General features: G+C 63.6%; 18 protein-coding genes, 1 tRNA gene and 1 pseudogene. 9 read left to right on the forward strand and 11 right to left on the reverse strand.

Annotation, left to right across the window (positions count from 1 at the left end):
* Nucleotides 1-34: 34 nt before the first annotated feature.
* From ABD919_RS10160 to ABD919_RS10175, 4 genes are all read left to right on the forward strand, one after another.
* Nucleotides 35-607: a helix-turn-helix domain-containing protein gene (locus tag ABD919_RS10160; protein ID WP_345235891.1), complete on the forward strand. Its 573-nt coding sequence runs from the start codon at nucleotides 35-37 to the stop codon at nucleotides 605-607.
* A 161-nt stretch (nucleotides 608-768) separates the two neighbouring features.
* Nucleotides 769-1,317, forward strand: coding sequence for a Riean_0653 family protein (locus ABD919_RS10165; protein ID WP_345235892.1), 549 nt, complete (start codon nucleotides 769-771; stop codon nucleotides 1,315-1,317).
* Between the two features lie 31 nt (nucleotides 1,318-1,348).
* Nucleotides 1,349-1,618, forward strand: a complete 270-nt coding sequence (locus ABD919_RS10170) for a hypothetical protein (protein ID WP_345235893.1) — start codon at nucleotides 1,349-1,351, stop codon at nucleotides 1,616-1,618.
* Between the two features lie 212 nt (nucleotides 1,619-1,830).
* The gene (locus ABD919_RS10175) at nucleotides 1,831-4,095 is read left to right on the forward strand and encodes a B12-binding domain-containing radical SAM protein (RefSeq protein WP_345235894.1); all 2,265 of its coding nucleotides are present in this window, start codon (nucleotides 1,831-1,833) and stop codon (nucleotides 4,093-4,095) included.
* Nucleotides 4,096-4,199: 104 nt separating this feature from the next.
* Here the strand turns inward: ABD919_RS10175 and ABD919_RS10180 are convergent, their stop codons facing one another.
* Both ABD919_RS10180 and ABD919_RS10185 read right to left on the reverse strand, forming a co-directional pair.
* Nucleotides 4,200-5,231: a hypothetical protein gene (locus ABD919_RS10180; RefSeq protein ID WP_345235895.1), complete on the reverse strand. Its 1,032-nt coding sequence runs from the start codon at nucleotides 5,229-5,231 to the stop codon at nucleotides 4,200-4,202.
* 183 nt (nucleotides 5,232-5,414) lie between these two features.
* On the reverse strand, nucleotides 5,415-5,960 hold the full coding sequence (locus ABD919_RS10185; RefSeq protein ID WP_345235896.1) for a GNAT family N-acetyltransferase: 546 nt from the start codon (nucleotides 5,958-5,960) through the stop codon (nucleotides 5,415-5,417).
* A gap of 472 nt (nucleotides 5,961-6,432) precedes the next feature.
* Here ABD919_RS10185 and ABD919_RS10190 point away from each other — a divergent pair.
* Nucleotides 6,433-6,505, forward strand: a tRNA-Gly gene (locus ABD919_RS10190).
* A gap of 232 nt (nucleotides 6,506-6,737) precedes the next feature.
* The gene (locus ABD919_RS10195) at nucleotides 6,738-7,148 is read left to right on the forward strand and encodes a hypothetical protein (RefSeq protein WP_345235897.1); all 411 of its coding nucleotides are present in this window, start codon (nucleotides 6,738-6,740) and stop codon (nucleotides 7,146-7,148) included.
* A 20-nt stretch (nucleotides 7,149-7,168) separates the two neighbouring features.
* Here the strand turns inward: ABD919_RS10195 and ABD919_RS10200 are convergent, their stop codons facing one another.
* Nucleotides 7,169-9,343 (reverse strand): bifunctional alpha,alpha-trehalose-phosphate synthase (UDP-forming)/trehalose-phosphatase, encoded by a 2,175-nt coding sequence (locus ABD919_RS10200; protein WP_345235898.1) that lies wholly within the window; start codon nucleotides 9,341-9,343, stop codon nucleotides 7,169-7,171.
* Nucleotides 9,344-9,654: 311 nt separating this feature from the next.
* Here ABD919_RS10200 and ABD919_RS10205 point away from each other — a divergent pair, with 311 nt between their 5' ends.
* Entirely contained in the window at nucleotides 9,655-10,977 is a 1,323-nt protein-coding gene (locus ABD919_RS10205) for a cation:proton antiporter (protein ID WP_345235899.1), read from the forward strand.
* Between the two features lie 28 nt (nucleotides 10,978-11,005).
* Here ABD919_RS10205 and nhaA read toward each other — a convergent pair whose 3' ends face one another.
* The 7 genes from nhaA to ABD919_RS10240 all read right to left on the reverse strand — a co-directional run bounded on the left by nhaA (nucleotide 11,006) and on the right by ABD919_RS10240 (nucleotide 16,416).
* On the reverse strand, nucleotides 11,006-12,403 hold the full coding sequence (gene nhaA / locus ABD919_RS10210; protein WP_345235900.1) for a Na+/H+ antiporter NhaA: 1,398 nt from the start codon (nucleotides 12,401-12,403) through the stop codon (nucleotides 11,006-11,008).
* 245 nt (nucleotides 12,404-12,648) lie between these two features.
* Nucleotides 12,649-12,819: a hypothetical protein gene (locus ABD919_RS10215; RefSeq protein ID WP_345235901.1), complete on the reverse strand. Its 171-nt coding sequence runs from the start codon at nucleotides 12,817-12,819 to the stop codon at nucleotides 12,649-12,651.
* A gap of 597 nt (nucleotides 12,820-13,416) precedes the next feature.
* Nucleotides 13,417-13,872: an arsenate reductase ArsC gene (locus ABD919_RS10220; RefSeq protein ID WP_345235902.1), complete on the reverse strand. Its 456-nt coding sequence runs from the start codon at nucleotides 13,870-13,872 to the stop codon at nucleotides 13,417-13,419.
* A 33-nt stretch (nucleotides 13,873-13,905) separates the two neighbouring features.
* A complete protein-coding gene (arsB, locus tag ABD919_RS10225) occupies nucleotides 13,906-14,976 on the reverse strand; it encodes an ACR3 family arsenite efflux transporter (protein WP_345235903.1) in 1,071 nt (356 codons plus the stop codon).
* Complete coding sequence (locus tag ABD919_RS10230) at nucleotides 14,969-15,517, reverse strand: GNAT family N-acetyltransferase (RefSeq protein ID WP_345235904.1); 549 nt, start codon at nucleotides 15,515-15,517, stop codon at nucleotides 14,969-14,971. The genes arsB and ABD919_RS10230 overlap by 8 nt, the downstream gene beginning before the upstream one ends.
* 50 nt (nucleotides 15,518-15,567) lie before the next feature.
* Nucleotides 15,568-16,026: a DUF6428 family protein gene (locus tag ABD919_RS10235; RefSeq protein ID WP_345235905.1), complete on the reverse strand. Its 459-nt coding sequence runs from the start codon at nucleotides 16,024-16,026 to the stop codon at nucleotides 15,568-15,570.
* Nucleotides 16,027-16,065: 39 nt separating this feature from the next.
* Complete coding sequence (locus tag ABD919_RS10240) at nucleotides 16,066-16,416, reverse strand: ArsR/SmtB family transcription factor (protein ID WP_345235906.1); 351 nt, start codon at nucleotides 16,414-16,416, stop codon at nucleotides 16,066-16,068.
* Nucleotides 16,417-16,916: 500 nt separating this feature from the next.
* Between ABD919_RS10240 and ABD919_RS10245 the strand changes: the two are divergent.
* Together ABD919_RS10245 and otsB are read left to right on the forward strand one after the other, a co-directional pair.
* Nucleotides 16,917-18,407: pseudogene (locus ABD919_RS10245) on the forward strand (bifunctional alpha,alpha-trehalose-phosphate synthase (UDP-forming)/trehalose-phosphatase); the annotation flags it as partial.
* Nucleotides 18,408-18,478: 71 nt separating this feature from the next.
* A complete protein-coding gene (gene otsB, locus ABD919_RS10250; protein ID WP_345235995.1) occupies nucleotides 18,479-19,087 on the forward strand; it encodes a trehalose-phosphatase in 609 nt (202 codons plus the stop codon).
* Nucleotides 19,088-19,272: 185 nt separating this feature from the next.
* Here the strand turns inward: otsB and ABD919_RS10255 are convergent, their stop codons facing one another.
* Nucleotides 19,273-21,057 (reverse strand): glycoside hydrolase family 15 protein, encoded by a 1,785-nt coding sequence (locus ABD919_RS10255; protein WP_345235907.1) that lies wholly within the window; start codon nucleotides 21,055-21,057, stop codon nucleotides 19,273-19,275.
* Nucleotides 21,058-21,079: the final 22 nt, after the last annotated feature.

The following is a 21,079-nucleotide window of genomic DNA, read 5'->3' on the forward strand; positions in this document are numbered from 1 at the left end:
TGCCTTCGGGCAGCAGAAACTCAGAAAAACGACCTTGAAGACTACTCTGCTGCATATCAAAAACATGGTGTGCCCCCGCTGCGTGGAGGCCGTATACAATGTGTTGGAACGGGCCGGCTACCGCCCCAAGGCAGTGACGCTGGGCGTAGCCGAGCTCGACGAAGAAACCCCCGCCGACCCCGAAGCCGTGGCGCCGCTGCTGCACGCCGCCGGCTTCGAGCTGCTGCTGGGCCGCGCCGAGCAGCTCACCGAGCAAATCAAGGGCGTGCTGGCCGAATACCTGGAGCACCTGCGCACCGCCCGGGCGCCCCTCACCACCTCGGCTTTCCTCACCGAGCGGTTTGCCGCCACCTATTCCCACCTGAGCAAGGTGTTTTCGCGCACGGCCCACCTTACCATCGAGAAATACCTGATTCGCCTCAAAATTGAGCGCGTCAAGGAAATGCTCAGCTACGGCGAGCTTACCCTCAACCAGATTGCCGACCAGCTGCGCTACAGCTCCGGCCAGCACCTGAGCAACCAGTTCCGCCAGGTGACGGGCTACTCCGTGAGCGAGTTCCGCCGCCTGATGCTGCCCCAGCGTATGGAAATGAGTGCCATGGCTTAACCTTAACCTCTCCGGTATGCTAGAAAAGGCGGCCTCCTGACCAGGAGGCCGCCTTTTTTATGCCAAGTGGGCCGCTGCTATCGGGAAAGAAAATAGTATATCTAGGTAAGCTGCCTCACCTAAGTCTTTGCTTTACATTTATAGTTTCTCTACCCATGGCTATGAAAACCAAACTGCCTCTGTACCTGGCCCTGTTGCTGCTCACCCAATGCAGCAAGTGCAAAGACGACCCCACGCCGGCCGACCAGCTGCGCTTGCTGCCGCCAGCTACCCAGACCGGGCGCAATACCTTCGGCTGCCTGGTCAACGGCCAAGCCTACACGCCTCAGGGAAATAATGGGCAGTCCAACAACGTCTGCCTCTACGACCCGGGGCCGAACGGCGCTAATCTTAGCATCCGGACTTACCGCTCGGTAGATGGGAGCCGGACCAGTATTACTGTTAATGCGCTCTATATTACAGGGGCTGGCACGTATTCTCTCGATTTGCCAACAACAGCAGGGACAGCCTATTTTAATGATAGAAACCGGCCTAGTCCATGCAATGAATATTGGCACGGTGGCACCCTTACCTATAGCAAGGGCAACTTAACTCTGACACGGGTGGACGAGCAGGCCGGTATTATATCGGGCACGTTCGAGTTCACGCTGGCCCAGCCCGGCTGCGACACCATCAAGGTCACGCAGGGGCGCTTCGACTACCAGCTCTAATCTTTTTTTCTTCTTTCTTTTCTTCTCTCGCATGAAACAACTTTTCCTGTGCCTGGCCTTGCTGTGCGCTGCTGGCAGCGCCGGGGCCCAAACCCTGACCGGGGCCGATAGCCTGCGCCAACAGCTGGCCTACATCTTCGCCCCGCTCGACAAAAGCCAGGTTCCTACCGGCTGCCTGGCCAACTACGCCGTGCCCCTGGCGGCCAACAACGGCACTCTGGTCGATAGCAACCGCTCCGACAACAGCGTGTGGCGTCTGGCCTACGCTACCCTGATGATGAGCCAGCGTTATCAGCCGTGAGCAGCTCAGCATCGAGCACTAGCTGAAAAAGAGCAATAAGCATGGCAGACGGCCTGCCGACAAGAAGCGTCGGTAGGCCGCCTGCATTTCCCGACGGTGTGAAAGCCTGACGAACAACCCCCGCTTCCGGAGATGGCAGCCCGCAAGTGCTTTCAGGCCCCGACCTTTGCTCTAAATGAACCCGGCCCCCGCCAACCGGGTTACCTGCTACCGTGCAAACTTCCCCCCGCATTCTGCTCATCACGCCGCCGCTCACGCAGCTGAACACGCCCTACCCGGCCACGGCCTACATCAAAGGCTTTCTGACCGGGCGCGGCTACCAGGTGCGGCAGGCCGACCTGGGCCTGAATCTGGTGCTGCGCCTGTTTTCGGAGCAGGGCCTGCAGCGGGTGTTTGCCGCCATTGAAGCCGGCAATTTCGACCTTAGCGACAACGCCCGGCGCATGCTGCGCCTGCAGCGCCGCTACCTGGCCACCATTGCGCCGGTGGTGCGCTTCCTGCAAAACAAAGACCTGACCCTGGCCCCGCGCATCTGCCACGGCCGCTTCCTGCCCGAAGCCGCGCGCTTCGATAACGTGGCCGACCTGGAGCACGCCTTCGGCACCATGGGGCTCACCGACCAGGCCCGGCACCTGGCCACGCTCTACCTCGAAGACCTGGCCGACCTTATCCGCGAAACCGTGGGCCCGCAGTTCGGCTTTTCGCGCTACGCCGAGAAGCTGGCGCTGTCGGCTACGTCGTTCGAGCCGCTGCACGAGGCCCTGCAGCAGGCGCCCAACCTGCTCGACCAGATGCTGCTGGAAGAGCTGGACCTGCTGCTGGCCGACGCCCGTCCCGACGTGGTGGGCTTTACCGTGCCCTTTCCCGGCAACCTCTACGGGGCCCTGCGCCTGGCCCAGCGCATCAAACAAATCAGCCCCGGCACCTACACCATCATGGGCGGCGGCTACCCCAATACCGAGCTGCGCAGCATTCAGGAAACCCGCTTTTTCGACTACATCGATTTCCTGACCCTGGACGACGGCGAGGGCCCCTGGCTGCGTTTGCTGGATTTAGTTGTCAGTTGTCAGTTGTCAGTTGCCAGTGAGCAGTCCGGTCCTACGAGCGCCTTCCAGCACAGGCTGACAACTGACAACGAACAACTGACAATCAAGCTGCAGCGCACCTTCCTGCGCAACGAGCAGGGCCAGATTGAGTACATCAACCACCCCCACCCCGACGTGCCCCACGCCGAGGTAGGCACACCCGACTACTCCGACCTGCCGCTGACCGAGTACCTGTCGGTGCTGGAAGTGCTCAACCCCATGCACCGCCTCTGGAGCGACGGCCGCTGGAACAAGCTCACCGTGGCCCACGGCTGCTACTGGAAGCGCTGCTCCTTCTGCGACGTCACGCTGGATTACATCAGCCGCTACGAAACCGCGCCCAGCACCTTGCTGGTGGACAGAATCGAGCAGATTGTGCGGCAAACCGGGCAGACGGGCTTTCACTTCGTGGACGAAGCCGCGCCGCCCCTGGCCCTGCGCGAACTGGCCATTGAGCTGCTCAAGCGCCGCGTGTCCATCACCTGGTGGGGCAACATCCGTTTCGAAAAAACCTTCTCGGCCGACCTGTGCCGGCTGCTGGCCGCCAGCGGCTGCATTGCCGTGAGCGGCGGCCTGGAAGTGGCCTCCGACCGCCTGCTGGCCCTCATGGAAAAGGGCGTCACCATTGCCCAGGTGGCCCGCGTCACTGACGGCTTTACCCGGGCCGGCATCATGGTGCACGCCTACCTGATGTATGGCTTTCCCACCGAAACTGCCCAGGAAACCATCGACTCGCTGGAGGTGGTGCGCCAGCTGTTCGCCGCCGGCGTGGTGCAGAGCGGCTTCTGGCACCGCTTCGCCATGACGGCCCACTCCCCCGTGGGCCGCAACCCGGCCAAGTACCAGGTCGAAGCCATTGGCCCCGAGCCCGGCGGCTTTGCCTGGAACGACCTCTGGCACGAGGACCCCCGCGGTGCCGACCACGAAGCCTTCGGCCCCGGCCTGGCCAAGAGCCTCTACAACTACCTGCACGGCGTGGCCCTCGACGAGCCCCTGAGCTTCTGGTTCGACTTCAAGACCCCCAAGACCACGGTGCCCCGCCACCTGATTGAGCAGGCAGTGCAGGCCCCCGAAAAGCCCGACTTCGCCAAGCAGAACCTGCGGCTGTTCTGGCTGGGCAACGCCCCGGACTTCCGGCTGGAGCGTGGAAAAAAAGGCCCCTGCGCCGTGCTCACCTGCTACGAGCAGGCCGAGGACTTTGAGGTGAAAACCAGCCCCGCAGTAGGGGAGTGGCTGCACCGGTTGCTCACCCGCCTCAGCCAGGACTACGATACCAAAGTGCTGCTGAAAGAAGCCGCCGCCAGCTTCCCGGCCGGCGAAGGCAGCTTCGAAAATTTTCTGCAAAGTCCCGCCTGGCAGCTGCTGCGCGAAAAGGGCTTGCTTATTCTGTAGCGTAGTGGCCCGGGCGGTAGGCTCAAGGCAGGGCCAGGCCGGCAGCCTTCGTGAGTTCGGCTATGCGCCGGCCATTAGATGCTGCTTGTTCTTTCAGTGTTGAGTTAACGGCTGCGCACCCATTCCGCAATGGCGTCGGGCAGGCCAGTGGCGAAGCGCGGCACCACCTGTCCCGGGACCAGCAAATCGGGGCCGGCGTCGCGGAAAGCCAGCACCGTAGCACGCCGCCCACCCAGCGCGGCCCGCAGCGGTGTAGCCAGGGCATTGGCTCCCTGCGCGCCGTACAAGCCTAGTACCGGAAAGCGGCGCTGGGCCAGCTCCCGGAAGTCGGCCCGCGACTCCGCATCGAGGCTGACCTGCTGGACCACCAGGAACGCGGCCCGGGGCCCGCCCGGGCCCGCCAGCTCCAGGGCCAGCGCGGCGGCCCGCCGGCCCGCCGCCCACACTCCTACGGATGCGGTATCGACGCCGGGCGTGGCCCGCAGCAGGCGCAGGGCCGTGCCCAGGCCGGTGGTGCCCGCGCCGGCAGCCGGCAGCACCAACACCGTGATGCCTTCCCGCGCCAGGGCATCGCCCCAGAGGGCACCGGCCGCCGTGGTGGCAGAGTCGGGCAGCAGCACCACGGCCGAGCCCGGCGTGCGGGTGTCGGCCGGCGAGTACAGCCAGGCCGAGCCATTGTCCTGGGGCAGCTCCTCCACGCGGTAGGTACTGGGCGTGGGCGTGCCGCGCTTCACCAGCAGGGCGTCGGCCTTCAGGGTGTCGAGCTGCAGGCTGCCTTTCCAGAAGTCGCCGGCCAGCTGCAGCGTTAGCTGCTGGCCGGCCCGGCCCGGGCGCGTCAGCCGCAGCTGGTTGTTGGCAAAGTGAATGGTGTCGCCCACGAAGCTGAGGGCGGGGGCTCCCTCCACGAGCAGCTCGGCCTCGTAGTGCCCCGGGCTGGGGTGGCGGATGTCGAGCGCCGCCCGCAGGCTGCCCAGCGCCGGCGCCTGAATGCTGCCTTCGTAATGCCCTACCGGCGGGGAGGCCGCGGCGCCCTCGCCGGCTTCCTGGCCGGACTGGCAGGCCAGCAGGCATAGGAGCGGCCACAGCAGCAGTGTTTTCCAGCAGGAGGGAGCGGTGAAGAAGCAGCAGTTTGGCAAGGTGTTCTGGGCTAGGGGAGAAGAAGAGACAAAAAACAAGGGGAGTTACTGCTGTTACGCGGTGGCTGGGGAAGCAGCGGCCTTGGGTTTCTGGTTTCTGGTTAGAACGATAACCAGCAACCAGCAACCAGAAGCAACCGACCACAGCGCGCATCGCACAGGTTCGTGCGTAACAGCAGGTAGCTAGCGGCCCGACAGCCCTTTGCGGAGGATGATGTCGGTTTGCACATCCTGGCCCAGCTGAAACGGATGCTCGCCGACGGGCCGGAAGCCAAAGCGCTGATAAAAGGCCCGGGCCTTGTCGTTTTTCTCCCATACGCCCAGCACCACGGCCCGGCAGTGCAGCTGCTCGGCCAGGGCCAGAATGCCGCGCATCAGGGCCGCGCCCAGGCCGGTGCCCTGCCAGTCTTCACGCACGTAAAGGCGTTCAATCTCCAGGCGCCCGGCAGGGTCCTGGTCTTCCGGCAGCCCAATGGCCGAGTTGTCGCGCAGCTTGGCATAGCCCACCAGCTCGTTCTGCATATGCGCGAGCAGGAAGGTGTTGCCCCGGTCCTGCAGCTCAGCCAGCTGTTTTTCCGGGCTGAACGTTTCGGCCAGGTAGGCAGCCATGTCTTCGGGCTTGTTAGCCGCGGCAAAGGTGTCGTGGAAGGTCTGCCGGCCCAGGTCGGCCAGCTGGGCAGCGGTGGGGGCGTTGGGCTTGGCCAACGAGATACGGAGGGGAGATGACATGGTGCAAATATCGGCGTTGCGGGTCGGCTGGCTACAGAATGGGCTTGCCGCCGGGGCCGCTGCGCAGCCGGGCTCCGCGCAGCAGCCGCCAGCCATAGGCGGCGAGTAGCATCGCTGCCACCGCGCCCAGCCCCAGGAGAAGAAGCATGGCTAGCCACCGTGCGTCAATGGCGCCGGCCCCCGCTCTATTCCACAGGTACACCCGGACGCCGACCCGAAGCGCTAGGCCCATTGCCAGCATCACCCCGCAAAGAAGCAGCATCCCGCCCACCAGCTGGCGGGCATACGGCAAGGGCGGCATAACACGTGTTGGTGGTGAACCCCAGGCTGTACGCAGAGCGCAGACCTCAGGATACTGCTCCGCCAGTAGCAGGCACGGGAAGTTTTATAGCCTGAGTTGCCGAAGACAAGCTCAATGCAGCTACCTGTTGGATTTGCCAGCCAAGCGTGTACTTTTGTGCTACCAATCCCCGCGAGAGTAGCTCAGTTGGTAGAGCATCAGCTTCCCAAGCTGAGGGTCGCGAGTTCGAACCTCGTTTCTCGCTCATTTCATATCAGCCACTTAGCAGCAATGCTGGGTGGCTGTTCTGCTTCTAAATTGTAAGAGGCAATCTATAAGGCGAGCCTACTGCCTGTAGGCGTCTAAAAATTTTCAGGCCAGATAATAGCGCAAAAAAGGCACATTATCCAATTTATTCACAAAAAAGTTAATTTGGTTCGGCCATAAGTCTGGTGCTTTCGTATAAAGAAAACATCTATCCTAAGCCTATTTATTCCGTGGTTGCAGTTAGCCTTTACTTCTCGAATGCCGTGGGCTCGGTTGATTTCGTGCCCGGTTCTTATGTGTACCTGCACTGGACGGGGGCAGATATCAGCAGCGTAGAGTTTCGCGCCTTGTACGTACATGTGTACAACCTGCTGAAGCGGCACGAGCTAAAGGGAATTCTGGCCGACCACCGGGCTATGCCGGCTGCTCCGCCGGCGGCCGACCGCGACTGGCTGCTGAATGAGTGGCTGCCTAAGGCCCTGGCCGAGACGGGGCTGGCCCGCTACGCCGTGCTGCCCATGCCCGACCCGGCCCAGCGCCTGCATACCGACTCGGTTATAGGGCAGCTGCGGCAAAGCCTGGAAACTGCCTTTTTCGACGACGTAGACCCGGCTGCTGCCTGGCTGATGGCTGCTGAATAACCCCTTAGTCAGCTCGGGCCCTACAGCAAGCTGCGGAGCAGGCTGCGTACCTCGGGCGTCCCCGCCACGTGGAAGCGGGCCAGGGAGCGCGGGGCACTACCTACTTTCACTGTGTAAGCGGTTTCGGGCAGGGCCCCGAAGGTGTCCTCATCGGTGCGGTCGTCGCCCAGGGCCAGAATAAAGTCGGGGTGGTAGTTGCCGACCGTGCGGGCGGCTGCGCTGCCTTTGTTGATGCCGACGTGCTTGATTTCGATGACCTTATTGCCTTCCAGCACTTGAAGGTCCGTATTGGAGGCCATAAAGGTGAGGTGGCTGACCAGCTCGCGGGCGCGGCCGGCGCCCAGCTCGGCGTCGGCGCGGCGGTAGTGCCACACCAGGGAATAGTCCTTCTCCTCGATAAAAGAGCCGGCGGTGCGGCTTACGTAGAGCTCCAGTACGGGCAGGATGTCGCGCTTCCAGTCGTTGCGCAGCTCCTGAAACAGCTGCCAGTCTTCGCCGGCGGTGAGCAGCCATACGCCGTGCTCGGCAATAAAGTCCAGGGGCAGGTGGCCCAGCCAGCGGGTGAGCGTGGCACGGTCGCGCCCGCTGATGATGACCACGCGGTTCTGCGGGTTGTCGGTGAGGGCGCGCAGCAGCAGGCGCAGCTCCTCGTCGGGCTGGGCCCGCTGCGGGTTGGTGTGGAAGGGCGCAAGGGTGCCGTCGTAGTCGAGCAGCAGCAGGCGGCGCTCGGCCTCGTGGTACTCGGCCACCACCTGTTTGACCAGGGCCGGCGTCAGCGAAGCAGTGGCCAGGTTCAGCTGCTGGGTTTTGGCGTAGGCCAGGCGCTCCATAAAGAGCCGCGACCAAGCAAACACGTTGTAGCGCTTCACCAGCGCCTGCATGTTGCTCATGCGGTGCTCCTGCTCTTCGTCGGGCATCACCAGGGCCTCGTGCAGGGCTTCGGCCAGCTGCCCGGTATCGGTGGGGTTGACGATGAGGGCATCGGCCAGCTCGCGGGCCGCCCCGGCCCGCTCGCTGAGGATGAGCACGCCCCGCTGGTCGGCCTTGCTGGCCACGAATTCTTTGGCTACCAGGTTCATGCCGTCGCGCATGGGCGTCACCATGGCTACTTCGGCCAGGCGGTAGAGACCGGCCAGCTCATCGAAGGGAAAGGCGCGGTAGAAGTAATGCACCGGGTTCCAGCTGATGGTGCGGTACTGGGCGTTGATGCGGCCCACCAGCTCATCAATCTCCTCTTTCAGGGACGCATACTGGGCTACCTGGTCGCGGGAGGGCACCACCACCATCAGCAGGCTGACGTGCCCGCGCAGCTCGGGGTAGCGCTGCAGCAGCAGGGCAAAAGCGCGCAGGCGCTGGGCAATGCCCTTGGTGTAGTCGAGCCGGTCGATGGACAGGATGACGCGCACGTCCTTGAGGGCGGCCCGGTATTCCTGCACATGGGCCTGGGCCGCTTCGGAAGCCGCCGCCTGGGCGTACCGCTCGTAGTCGATGCCCATGGGAAAGGCATCCACCAGCACCGAGCGGGTGGGCGTTTCGATGCGCCCGTGCTGATTGGGCAGGCCCAGCAGCTGGGCCACGGAGCTCAGGAAGTGGCGCATGTAGCCGAAGGTGTGAAAGCCGATGAGGTCGGCCCCGAGCATGCCTTCCAGCAGCTCCCGCCGCCAGGGCAGGATGCGAATCAGCTCGTACGACGGAAACGGGATGTGCAGGAAAAAGCCGATGGTGCTGTGGGGGCGGGCCGCCCGCAGCATCTGCGGCAGCAGCAGCAGCTGGTAGTCGTGCACCCAGATGGTGTCTTCGGGCCCGGCTTGGGCCAGCACGGCCTGGCAAAACTTCTGGTTTACCGTTACATAGGCTTCCCACAAAGCTTCGTCGAACACCGGCAGCTGGGCGAAGTAGTGAAACATGGGCCAGAGCGTCCCATTGCTAAAGCCTTCGTAGTAGTCGTGGATTTCCTGCTCGGTAAGAAACACCGGGGCCATGCTGTCTTCGGCCAGCTGGGTGCGTACAAACCCTTCTTCCGACTCATCTTCCACAAAAAGGCCAGGCCAGCCCACCCACATGTTGCCATCCTGGCGGTAGATGGAGCCCAGGCCCGTGGCCAGCCCGCCTTCACTGGGCTGGAAGCTGAGGCCATCGGGGGTGCGCAGGACTTTGGTTGGCAAGCGGTTGGAGACGATAATCGTTTTGGGCATTGCAGAATCGGCACATGGTAAGCTTTGGTGTACGGAGGAAAAACCGATTTAGCTGCCTTTCGGCAGAAGCGTAAAGCAGCCGATGCCCAATGCTGACAGGTGCTGGCTGCCGGCTATACCAGCCGATGGCTGGCTCTGGCGGCGCCGTCGCGGAATAATTGCACCGGCTGGCACCCACGGCCTGGGTTTTCCGTACTGTTCAGCATTCAGGTTGACTTAGAGTCTCAAGAGGCTTGTGCTTCGTTCTGGCCGGGCCCGCGCCAAAGCCGAGCGCTGCTTAACCTGCTCACCCGCTAAACCCGCCTTTCCGGATGGCTTTTTACAATATTGCGCTGGTGCTGCTGGGCATTGCCATTATGGGCGTGGCCTGGCTGCCGTCGCTGCTGGAGCGGTTTCCGCTTTCCTACCCCATTCTGTACATAGCGCTGGGGGCGGGCGTGTACCTGCTGCCGCTGGGCCTGCCCGCCGCCGACCCCCTGGCCCACCCCCGGCTGGCCACCCACCTCTCCGAGCTGTGCGTGATTGTGGCCCTGACCGGGACGGGGCTGAAAATTGACCGGGTGTTTTCGCTGCGCACCTGGCGCTCGCCGCTGCTGCTGGTGCTGGTGCTCATGGTGCTCACCATTGGCGGGCTCGCGGCCCTGGGCTGGGGGCTGGCCGGACTGGCTCCCGCTTCGGCCCTCCTGCTGGCGGCGTCGCTGGCCCCGACCGACCCCGTGCTGGCCGGCGACGTGCAGGTGGGCGACCCCGGCGAAGGCCGCGAAGACAACGTGCGCTTTGCCCTGACCGGCGAGGCCGGCCTGAACGACGGGCTGGCTTTTCCCTTTGTGTACCTGGCCATGGACCTGCTGCCGTCGGCCCAGCCGCTGACGGAGCGCATGCTGCACTGGGCGGGCATGGACCTGCTTTACCGCACCGTGGCCGGCGTGGTGATGGGCTGGCTATCGGGCCGGCTGCTGGCTTACCTGATTTTCAGCCTGCCCAAGCGCGTGCGCATCAAAACCGCGGCCTATGGCTTCGTGGCCCTGGCCGTTACGCTGACCACCTACGGCGTGACGGAGCTGCTGCACGGCTACGGCTTCCTGGCCGTGTTCGTGGCGGCCGTCACGCTGCGCAGCCACGAGCGCAGGCACGAGTACCACAAGCAGATGCACGCGTTCACCGACCAGATGGAGCGCCTGCTTATTGTGGTGATACTCATCTTGTTTGGGGGAGCCATTGCGGGCGGGCTGCTCTCCCCCCTCACCTGGGGCGGGCTGGCCCTGGGCGTGGGGCTGGTGCTGGTGCTGCGGCCGCTGGGCGGCCTGCTCGCCTTGCTGGGCTCGAAGCGTGAAAACTGGGCCGAGCGGCTGGTGATATCCTTTTTCGGGATTCGGGGCATTGGCTCCATCTTTTACCTGGCCTTTGCCCTGGAAAAAGCACGCTTTGCCAATGCCCGGGAGATGTGGGCCATTCTGGGCTTTACTATGCTCTTCTCTATCTCCCTGCATGGCGTGCTGGCTACGCCCGTTATGAACTGGCTGGACCGGCGCCACGGCCGCAAAACCGTGGCCGAGCTGAGCGAGACTGCCGAAGAAACCTCTGAGCAGGCCGAGCAGGGCGAGGCCGTAGGAAAGGAGCTGAAGACCGAGTAGCAGCCTAAACCGCCAGGCCGGGTGCGCTTCAGGCGCCGGGGGGCGTGCGCACGGGTACGGGCTGCACGCCCGCTCCCGGCTCGGCGGGCACTGCGTCGTCGCGCTTGCTGCGGAGAAGCGGAGGTGGGGCGGGCATGCTGCGCAGCAGGGCATAGCCCAGCAGGCCCGAGCTCACCGAGGCCGAGAGAATGGCCAGCTTGGCTACGTCGGTGCCCAGGGTTTGCTCGCCCAGGGCCAGCAGGGTGATGAAGATGGACATGGTGAAGCCGATGCCGGCCAGAATGCCCGCACCCCAGATGTGGCGCCAGCTCACGCCCGGGGGCAGCGTGGCCCAGCCCAGGCGCACGGTGAGCCAGGCCATGCCGCCCACGCCCAGGGGCTTGCCCACCATCAGGCCCACGATGATGCCCAGGCCCAGCGGCGAGAACAGCCCTTGCAGGGCTTCGGGGTTGATAACCAGGCTGGTGTTGGCGAAGGCGAACAAGGGGATGATGCCGAAGGCTACCACGGAGTGCAGCTGGTCTTCGAGGCGCTGCGCCGGGGAGCTGCTGCTGGTGTGCAGGCTCTCCAGCTCTTCGCTGATGGTGCGCGGGTCGGCTTCGAGCTCCTGCAGCTCGTCGCGCAGCAGGCCCAGCCGCTCATCAATAAGCAGGAGCAGCTCGGGGCGGGAATAGGGAATGCGGAAGGGGATGGCCACGGCCAGCATCACCCCGGCCAGGGTGGCGTGAATGCCCGACTCCAGCATGAAAAACCACAGCACCAGTCCCAGCGGCAGGTAGGCCCAGAGGCTGCGCACCCGCAGCCCGTTCAGGGCCAGCAGCAGGGCCCAGGTACCCAGGGCCAGGTACAGGTAGTTGAGATGCAGCTCTTTGGTGTAGAACCCGGCAATAACCAGCACCGCTCCTAGGTCGTCGACGATGGCCAGGGCCGTTAGGAACACCTTGAGGCCCAGCGGGGCCCGGGGGCCCAGCAGCTGCAGCACGGCCAGGGCGAAGGCAATGTCGGTAGCCATGGGAATGCCCCAGCCCGCCGCCGTGGGCGCTCCGCGGTTGAAGAGCGTGAACACCAGGGCGGGCAGCAGCATGCCGCCCACGGCCCCCGCGATGGGCAGGGCCGCCTGCCGCAGCGAGGAAAGCTCGCCCTCCAGTACCTCGCGCTTGATTTCCAGGCCCACAATGAGAAAGAACACCGCCATCAGGCCGTCGTTTATCCAGTGCAGCAGGCTGTGGTCGAGCACCACGCTGTTGAAGGCTACCCGCAGATGGGTATCCCACACGGCCGGGAAGTACTGCGCCGGGCCCCAGCTGATGTTGGCCAGCACCAAGGCCAGCGCGGCGCTGAACATCAGGGTTATCCCGGCGGCAGCCTCTTTGCGGAAAAACTCACCGAAAGGACGAATCAGGGGCTTGACGAGGGGAATGAGCATGCGAGAAAGAAGCGCTGGTTGGCCAGAAATTGCAGGTTGGCCGGGGGAGGAGGGCCGGGTGGCGCAGGCACGCGCCCGGCAGCGGTGCCTGTATTTACGGCAACTTTTGCCCGGGGTATGCTATTGCCTGCACAAAACAAACTGAAAACAGGAAAGCCGATGGGCGGTAGGTGCCGGCAAGGGCGGCCTACAGACCATCGGCTTTGCTGAAAGAGCCGGATACTGCCGGGGTATGCGCGACGCGCTTAGGCCGGCTGCAGGTGCTCGGCAGCCCGACGCGGAAGGGCAAACTCCGGCACGGCCTGCGGCCGCGGCCGGCGAGGCTTGGCAGGTGCTGCGGGCGCCTGCGCTACAGGAGCCGCAACCGAGCGGGCAGCGTGGTACTGGGCAAATACTTCTTCATCGCGAGCACGCAATGCGGAAAGTTCTTCCCGGGAATACATCTTCCAAACGCCTTCGCGAAAGCAAGCCAGGAAAAGACCCAGGAATAGAAAGAGGAATAATAACTGCATTGTATAAGTGTAAGGGTGGTAGGTAGTGAAGGAGAGATAAGGGCTTCAAGTGAGAAAGTCAGCCGCTGAAAACGTCGCAGCAGGCTGTAGGTAGGCAGCTGCCAGCTGCGAGGCAGCATTACGCTGGCCGGTTGAATATGGTTTTGCCAGTAAAATCGTGTATAATTTTGAATTCAAGTACTGTGTAAGGCCGATGTATACTGTGAGGTTTGACAGTCTTAGCCGGCTATTTGTGTGGCCTTTACGGCAAAGGGGGCGGCAAAAGTTCACGGCTGCCCCTGCCATGCGGGGCAGAATCCGGGAAAAAGGCAACAAAAACGGCCCGCTACCCCTTTAGGTAACGGGCCGATTTACGTGCGGGAGGCCATGACGCTCAGCCGCTGACAACAGTAGGGCACCCGAGGGCGGTGGCGCCCTCCTCCTTGGCATTTTACTTAAAATATTTTTTTTGCCAATAAGCGCGCTCGCGTCAGAATGCGGGCAGTGGGGCAGGTCCTGGGCCTAGGCCGCCGGCCCGGAGGGAGCGGGCCGGCGGCCGAAGTAGGCCTGCGCAAAAGCCTCGGCGTAGGCTTTCACCTGCTGGCGTACCGAGCGAAACTGCTGCATAATTTCCTCCTCGCTGCCGCGGGCCCTGGCCGGGTCGGGGAAGTTGTGGTGCAGCTGCCGGGCTGAAGACGGAAACACCGGGCAGGCTTCCCGGGCATGGTCGCACACGGTGATGACGTAGTCGAAGGGCACCGCCGCGTATTCGTCGACATGGTTGCTGGTGTGATGGGCAATGTCGACGCCGTCTTCGGCCATTACCTGCACGGCCCGCGGGTTGAGGCCGTGGGTTTCGACGCCGGCGCTGTACACGGTGGCCTGCGCGCCCAGGGCCTGCTCCAGGTAGCCGTGCAGCAGCTGGCTGCGGCAGGAGTTGCCGGTGCAGAGCACCAGGATATTGGGTGTAGAAGTCATGAGCTGATAAGAGAGTGCGGTGAAAAAGGCAGGCTATTGGGCTTTTTTATACCAACGCCGGCGGAGCCAGAAGGCCACATTGACCAGCGCAATAAGGGCAGGCACCTCAATGAGAGGACCAATGACGCCGGCAAAAGCCTGCCCGGAGTTGAGGCCAAATACTCCGATGGCCACGGCAATGGCCAGCTCGAAGTTGTTGCCGGTGGCCGTGAAGGCAATGGAAGTGTTTTCGGCGTAGCTGGCTCCCAGGTACTTCCCGGCGGCAAAGCTCAGGAGGAACATAAGGCCGAAGTATAGCCCCAGTGGCAGCGCAATGCGCAGCACGTCGAGCGGGATGCGGACTATCAGGTTGCCTTTCAGGCTGAACATCAGCACGATGGTGAGCAGCAGCGCCAGCAGGGTAAGGGGGCTGATGGCCGGAATAAAGACCTGCTCGTACCACTCATCGCCCTTTAGCTGGCGTAGCAGGCGGCGCGAGAGGAAGCCTGCCACGAAGGGAAGGCCCAGGTAGAGGAGCACGCTCTGGGCAATGTCCCCCATGCCCACCTCAACGGCGTAGCCTTTCAGCCCGAAATACGGGGGCAGCACGGTGATAAACAGCCAGGCCAGCACGCTGTAGAAGAGTACCTGAAAAATGGAGTTCAGAGCCACCAGGCCAGCGGCGTATTCGCGGCTGCCATCGGCCAGGTCGTTCCACACCAGCACCATGGCAATGCAGCGGGCAATGCCAATCAGAATCAGGCCCACCATGTAGTCGGGCTTGTCGGGCAGCAGCCAGATGGCCAGCCCGAACATCAGCAGCGGACCAACTATCCAGTTCAGGAAAAGCGACAGGCCAATGATGCGCGTGTTCTGAAAAACCCGGGGCAGCTGCTCGTACTTCACCCGGGCCAGGGGCGGGTACATCATCAGGATGAGGCCCACCGCCAGGGGCAGGTTCACGGTGCCCACGGAGAAGTAGTTGATGGCCTGCTCCATGCCCGGCACGAAGTAGCCCAGGGCCACCCCCAGGGCCAGGGCCAGGAATATCCACAAGGTCAGGCCCCGGTCCAGGCCCGAGAGCTTGCGGCGGGCCACTGCCGCCGGTGCGCCGGGCTTATGCATGCGCGGTGCCGGACTGGGCCGCGGGGGCGGCATAAAGCACCGGGCCGGCACCTACCACCTGGCTGCGGCGCTCCAGCAGCAGGGTGTCGCGCCATACGCCGTGCAGCTGCGCGATGCGCTCGCGGCGCCCCACTTCCCGAAAGCCGGCAGCAGCGTGAATGCGTAGGCTGGCCGTGTTTTCGGGAAAGATGCCGGCCTGCAGCGTCCAGATGCCGTTGGCCTCCGAATCGGCTACCAGGGCAGCCAGCAGCTGCTGGCCCAGGCCGCGGCCCCGGGCCGCGGCGGCCAGATACACGCTCACCTCGGCCACGCCGCCGTACACGCAGCGGCCCGATACGGGAGAGAGGGCCGCCCAGCCCAGCACGTGGCCGCTCTGGGCTTCGTCGGTGGCTACCAGGCGGCTGTGAGCCAGGTGGCTGGCGTCCCAGGCCTCCCAGGTGGGCGCGCTGGTGGTGAAAGTGGCATTGCTGGTGGCAATGCCCTGCTCGTAGATGGCGCACACCTGGGGCCAGTGGGCGGGGGTGAGGGCTTGGATGCTCATGTGGAAGAAGGGAAGAAGCGTGGGCTGAGGAAGACAGCAGGAGCCGGGTGTTAGCAGCAGCCGCCACCCGGCGTGCAGCCGGCCGTCTGGAGCTGGGGCAGGGCCAGCAGGGAGCCGGGGATGCCGCAGGCCTCCTGCGCCAGGCAGGCCGTGTGCTTGGGCGTGAGCACGAAGTCCTGTCCGTCGAAGGCCAGGCCGAACTTGCCGATGGTATCCTGCTGGTATTCTACCTCAATGTCCAGGTCGTCGCTGCCCAGAACCTTCTGCGAGAGGTTGAGGATGTGCAGGAATTTCTGAGGCGCCAGGCGGTGGTCGTAGTCGCCGGCTTCCCAGAGCTGGAAGTTGGCCACCGTCTCACGGCGCTCCACGCCCCCGCAGTCGATGAAATGCTTGTTTACCAGGCCTACTTCCGTCACATGGAAGTGGGCGGGCAGGTAGCTGCCATCGGGCAGGCGGAAGCTGACGGCGCTCAGCCCGGTGAGGGCTTGCTTCATTTCGGCAATTTTCATGGTATGAGAGGTTGAGGTGAAAAAAAGAGTAGGACAGAACTAGCAGCCGCAGGCATCGGCCGGGCCGCAGGCGGGGTTGGCCACGGCCTGGGTGAAGAGGCCGGCAAACAGAGCCTGGGCCTGGCGCCAGAGCGCGGTGTTGAGGCAGTAGCACACAGTCAGCCCATCGATGGTGCCGGAAATCAGGCCGGCGGCCTTCAGCTCCTGCAGGTGCTGGGTGACGGTGGTGCGGGCCAGGGGCAGCTCGGCGGCAATGTCGCCGGAGATGCAGGTGGTTTTGCTGGCCAGCAGCTCCACAATGGCTACCCGGGCCGGGTGGGCCAGGGCCTTGGCCAGGCGGGCCAGCTGCTGCTGCTGCTCCGTAAAGGCAGCTGTTTTCGCGTGCGTCATGGTGGTGTTGTTGATTTATGTCGCAAACATACGACATAGTATGACGTAATAATACGTCATAACGTAAAAAAGTTTTTCCTGGAGTGGAATTCGGGTTCGTAGAGTGGGTTAAACTCGTTGCGAACTGGTTTGCAAAAATCGAACGATGTAGAGACGCAACATTTTGCGTCTCCGGGACTGCGCCATTAAAGCTGGGACTGCGCGGTCAGAATGTTCTTAAATCGTCGTTCAACGATGAGACGCAAAATGTTGCGTCTCTACTTCCGCCCGCCGATTTCCGCAATGCACTCTGGGACGGGTATAAAAGGTGAGCGTTGTTACTCTCTGAGTAAGCGTTTATCTGACAACGAACAACTGACAACCCTTTACTTCTGAGCGCCTACCCAATGCCCCGCCGACGGCCCAGCTTGGGGCGGGTTCACAGAAAGGAAATATGGCAGCGCATTGCTTTTCCCGGCTCAACTACGTACACGGCAGGCATTTACTAGTTGACTATTCGCATGCCGCGCACCATTATTGTATCTAACCGACTGCCTACCAAAGTACAGCGCAACAATGAAGGCCTGAGCTTCAAGCCCAGCGAGGGCGGGCTGGCTACCGGGCTGGGCTCCATCTACCGCCAGGATGGCAACGTGTGGGTGGGCTGGCCCGGCCTTTTAGTGGAAGACCCCGCCGAAGAAAAGCAGATTGCCGAGGCGCTGCAGGGCGACAGCATGGCCCCCGTATTTCTCAGCGAGGTGGAAATCGAGAACTTTTACGAGGGCTTCAGCAACTCCACGCTCTGGCCCACTTTTCACTACTTCCCGCAGTTTGCCACCTACGAGCCAGCCCACTGGCAGGCCTACGTGGCCGTGAACGAGAAATTCTGCCGCGCCGTGCTGGAGCTGGCCGGCCCCGACGACACCATTTGGGTGCACGACTACCAGCTGCTGCTGCTGCCGCAGCTGCTGCGCCAGCAGCGGCCCGACTGCACCATCGGCTTTTTCCTGCACATTCCTTTCCCCTCCTACGAGCTGCTGCGGGTGCTGCCCTGGCGGCGCCAGCTGCTGGAAGGCATGCTCGGGGCCGACCTTATCGGCTTTCACACCTTCGGCTACATGCGCCACTTCCTGAGCTCGGTAAGCCAGCTGCTGGGCCTGCCCAATCAGAACGGGCAGGTGGAGCTGCCCACCCGCTCGGTGCTGGTGGATGCCTTTCCCATGGGCATCGACTACGAGCATTACGTGCAGGCGGCCGGGTCGGAAGCGGCGCAGCAGCACGAGGCCACCTACCGTGAGGCCCTGCGCGGCAGCCGCGTGGTGCTGTCCATCGACCGGCTCGACTACAGCAAGGGCATTGCCCAGCGCCTGCGGGCCTTTGAGCAGCTGCTGCAGCGCCACCCCGAGTGGGTAGGCCAGGTCAGCCTGCTGATGGTGGTGGTGCCCTCCCGCGACCAGGTAGCCCAGTATGCGTCCCTCAAGCAGGAAATCGATGAGCTGGTGGGCCGCATCAACGCCAGCTTCAGCACCATCGACTGGAACCCCATTTACTACTTCTACCGCTCCTTCCCGCTGGAGGAGCTGGCGGCCCTCTACCGCCTGGCCGAGGTGGGACTGGTGACGCCCGTGCGCGACGGCATGAACCTGGTAGCCAAAGAATTCGTGGCCTGCAAAACCGACAACCGCGGCGTGCTCATCCTCAGCGAGCGGGCCGGCGCGGCCCGGGAGCTGTCCGACGCCCTGCTCATCAACCCCACCGACCTGGAAGGCATGGCCGAGGCCCTGCACCAGGCCCTGACCATGCCCGCCGACGAGCAGGAGCAGCGCATGACGGCCATGCGCGAGCTGGTGCGGGAGTACAACGTGTTTGCCTGGAGCAAGCTTTTCATGTACCAGCTGGCCTACAGCAAGGTGAAGCAGAACACCCTGGCCACCCACGTTCTGGATGAGAAAGCCAGCAGCCAGCTGCTGGCCGACTACCAGGCGGCCCCGCAGCGCCTGCTGCTGCTCGACTACGACGGCACGTTGGCCCACTTCCACCCCAACCCCAGAAAGCCGAGCCCGACGAGGAGCTGCGCCAGCTGCTGCGCGCCCTCACCGACAACCCGCAGAACCGCGTGGTCATCATCAGCGGGCGCGACCGTGCCACGCTGGCCAACTGGCTGGGGGAGCTGCCCCTGGACTTTATTGCCGAGCACGGCGTGTGGCTGCGCAAGGCTGGCGAAGACTGGCAACTGTTTCAGGAGCTGCGCAACGACTGGATGCACGAGCTGCGCCCCGTGCTTGACCAGTACGTGAGCCGCACCGCCGGCTCCTGCATCGAGGAGAAGGACTATTCCCTGGTGTGGCACTACCGCCGCGCCGACGCCGACCTGGGCGAGATGCGGGCCCGGGAGCTGGTCAGCCACCTCTCGTTTATGACGGCCAACAGCGACCTGCAGGTGCTGGAAGGCAACAAGGTTATCGAAATCAAGCACGTCGGCATCAACAAAGGCACGGCTGCCAGCCGCTGGCTGGCGCAGTACCCGGCCGACTTTATTCTGGCCCTGGGCGACGACCGCACCGACGAAGACACCTTCCGCGCCCTACCCGCTTCGGCCTATACGGTGCGGGTGGGTGGCAGCACCCGCTCCCGGGCCCGCTTCCGCCTGGCGGGGGTGAAGGAGGTGCGGGCGCTGCTGGGGCGGCTGTAGCCCCACCCCCCAGCCCCCTCCCCTGTGGGGGAGGGGAGCCTGGCGGAATCAGTTAAAAGTTAAAAGGGAAGAGTTAAAAGGACGTTCAGCCCTTTTAACTCTTCCCTTTTTTTCTAAATAAACAATAGAACAACTGCGTCAGGCTCCCCTCCCCCGGAGGGGAGGGGCCGGGGGTGGGGCTGGGGCTACACGAAGCTCGGCTTATCCAGCTTCTTGGCAATGCGATACGCCGCGTTCACCAGTCCTACATGGCTGTAAGCTTGCGGGAAGTTGCCCCACTGCGAGCCGGTTTTGGCGTCCACGTCTTCGCTGAGCAGGCCCAGGTGGTTGGTGTAGCGGATGAGCTTCTCGAACTCAGCAATGGCCTCGTCGAGGCGACCCACGCAGGCCAGGGCCTCCACGTACCAGAAGGAGCAGATGAGGAAGGTGGTTTCGGGCGTGCCGAAGTCGTCGGGGTGGCGGTAGCGGTAGAACAGGCCTTCGGGTGTCTTCAGCTCCTTTTCCAGGGCCACGAGGTGGGTGCGGGCCAGCTCCGAGTCGGGGTCGAGGTAGCCCATGAGGATGAGCTGCAGGGTGCTGGCGTCAAGGTGGTGCGAGCCGATGGCGTTGGTGTACACGCCGCGCTGCTGGTCGAGGCAGAGCTCGATGCGGCGGCTGGCTTCTTCCACCAGGGCGGCGGCTTCGGCGGCCATGTCGCCGTTGCCGAGGTAGCGGGCCACGCGCTGGGCGGCGTGGCTGCCGGCCCAGTGAAACAGGTAGGTGTAGCAGTGGTACTGGGCAATGTTGCGGAACTCCCAGAGGCCAGCGTCGGGCATGTCCATGGTGTGGCGAATCAGGCGCAGGGCCTCATACACCAGCTTTTCGGGGTTGGGCCGGTCGGGGTCGACGAAGCGCTGGTCGACGTAGAGCGGCATCAGGGCCACCAGCACCTGCCCGTACACGTCGTTCTGGATGTGGGTGTAGGCGTCGTTGCCGATGCGCACGGGCTGGTTGCCGAGGTAGCCCTCGAGGTGGTCGAGCTCCTGCTCAATAAGGTCCGACGAGCCGCTGATGCTGTACAGGGGCTGGTACTTGTCGCGCACCTTGGTGGAGATGTCGGCGATGTAGTGGAAGTAGCGCTCCATCTCCTCGAAGTGGCCGATGTTGTTGAAGGCCGTCAGGATGTAGTAGGTGTCGCGCATCCAGCAGAAGCGGTAGTCCCAGTTGCGGGTGCTGCCGGGCGCTTCGGGCAGGCTGGTGGTGCTGGCCGCGATGATGGCGCCGGTGTCTTCGTACTGGTGAATCTTGAGGGCCAGGGCCGAGCGCACCACCTGCTTCTGGTAGAAGCTGCCGATGCTGGTGCTTTTCACCCACTTGCGCCAATACTCTACGGTGGCGCGCAGAAACTGCTCAGCGGTGCTTTCCAGCGGTGCTTCCAGCGGGGCGCCGTAGGTGAGCACCAGGTACTTGGTTTCGTTCAGGGCAAAGTCTTCGCTGTCGAGGATGTAAGTCAGCGGGATGTTGGTGGTGAGGCGAATTTCCTCGTCGCCGCCCAGAAAGGCAATGTGGTTGGAGCTGCGCCGCCGGTTCAGGGGCTGGCGGCCGTAGTCGCCCACCGGCTCGCACTCCACCCGGATGCGGGGTGCGCCCGCCAGCGGCTCCAGCTTGCGCACCAGCATCAGGGGCTTGTAGTACCGCTCGTACTGCGGGAAGCGCGGGGCGAAGTCCGTCACGCGGTACTGCCCGTCGGCTGTCGTAATCTCGGTACACAGCACGTTGGTGTTTTCCTGGTAGTACTGGTGGGAGTCGAAGGGCCCGGCGGCGGGCAGAATGCTGAAGTCGCCGCCCTTGTTGCGGTCGAGCAAAGAGCCGAATACAAAGCTGCTGTCGAAGCGCGGCCAGCACAGCCAGGCCACGGACGTGTCTTTGCGGATAAGCGCCAGGAAGGCGCAGTTGCCAATCAGGCCGAGGTCGTAGGTGTGTTTGGTCATGAGTCAGGAAGCGGCATTGCGG

Origin of the sequence: Hymenobacter saemangeumensis, from assembly GCF_039541835.1 — a bacterium.
Taxonomy (GTDB): Bacteria; Bacteroidota; Bacteroidia; order Cytophagales; family Hymenobacteraceae; genus Hymenobacter; species Hymenobacter saemangeumensis.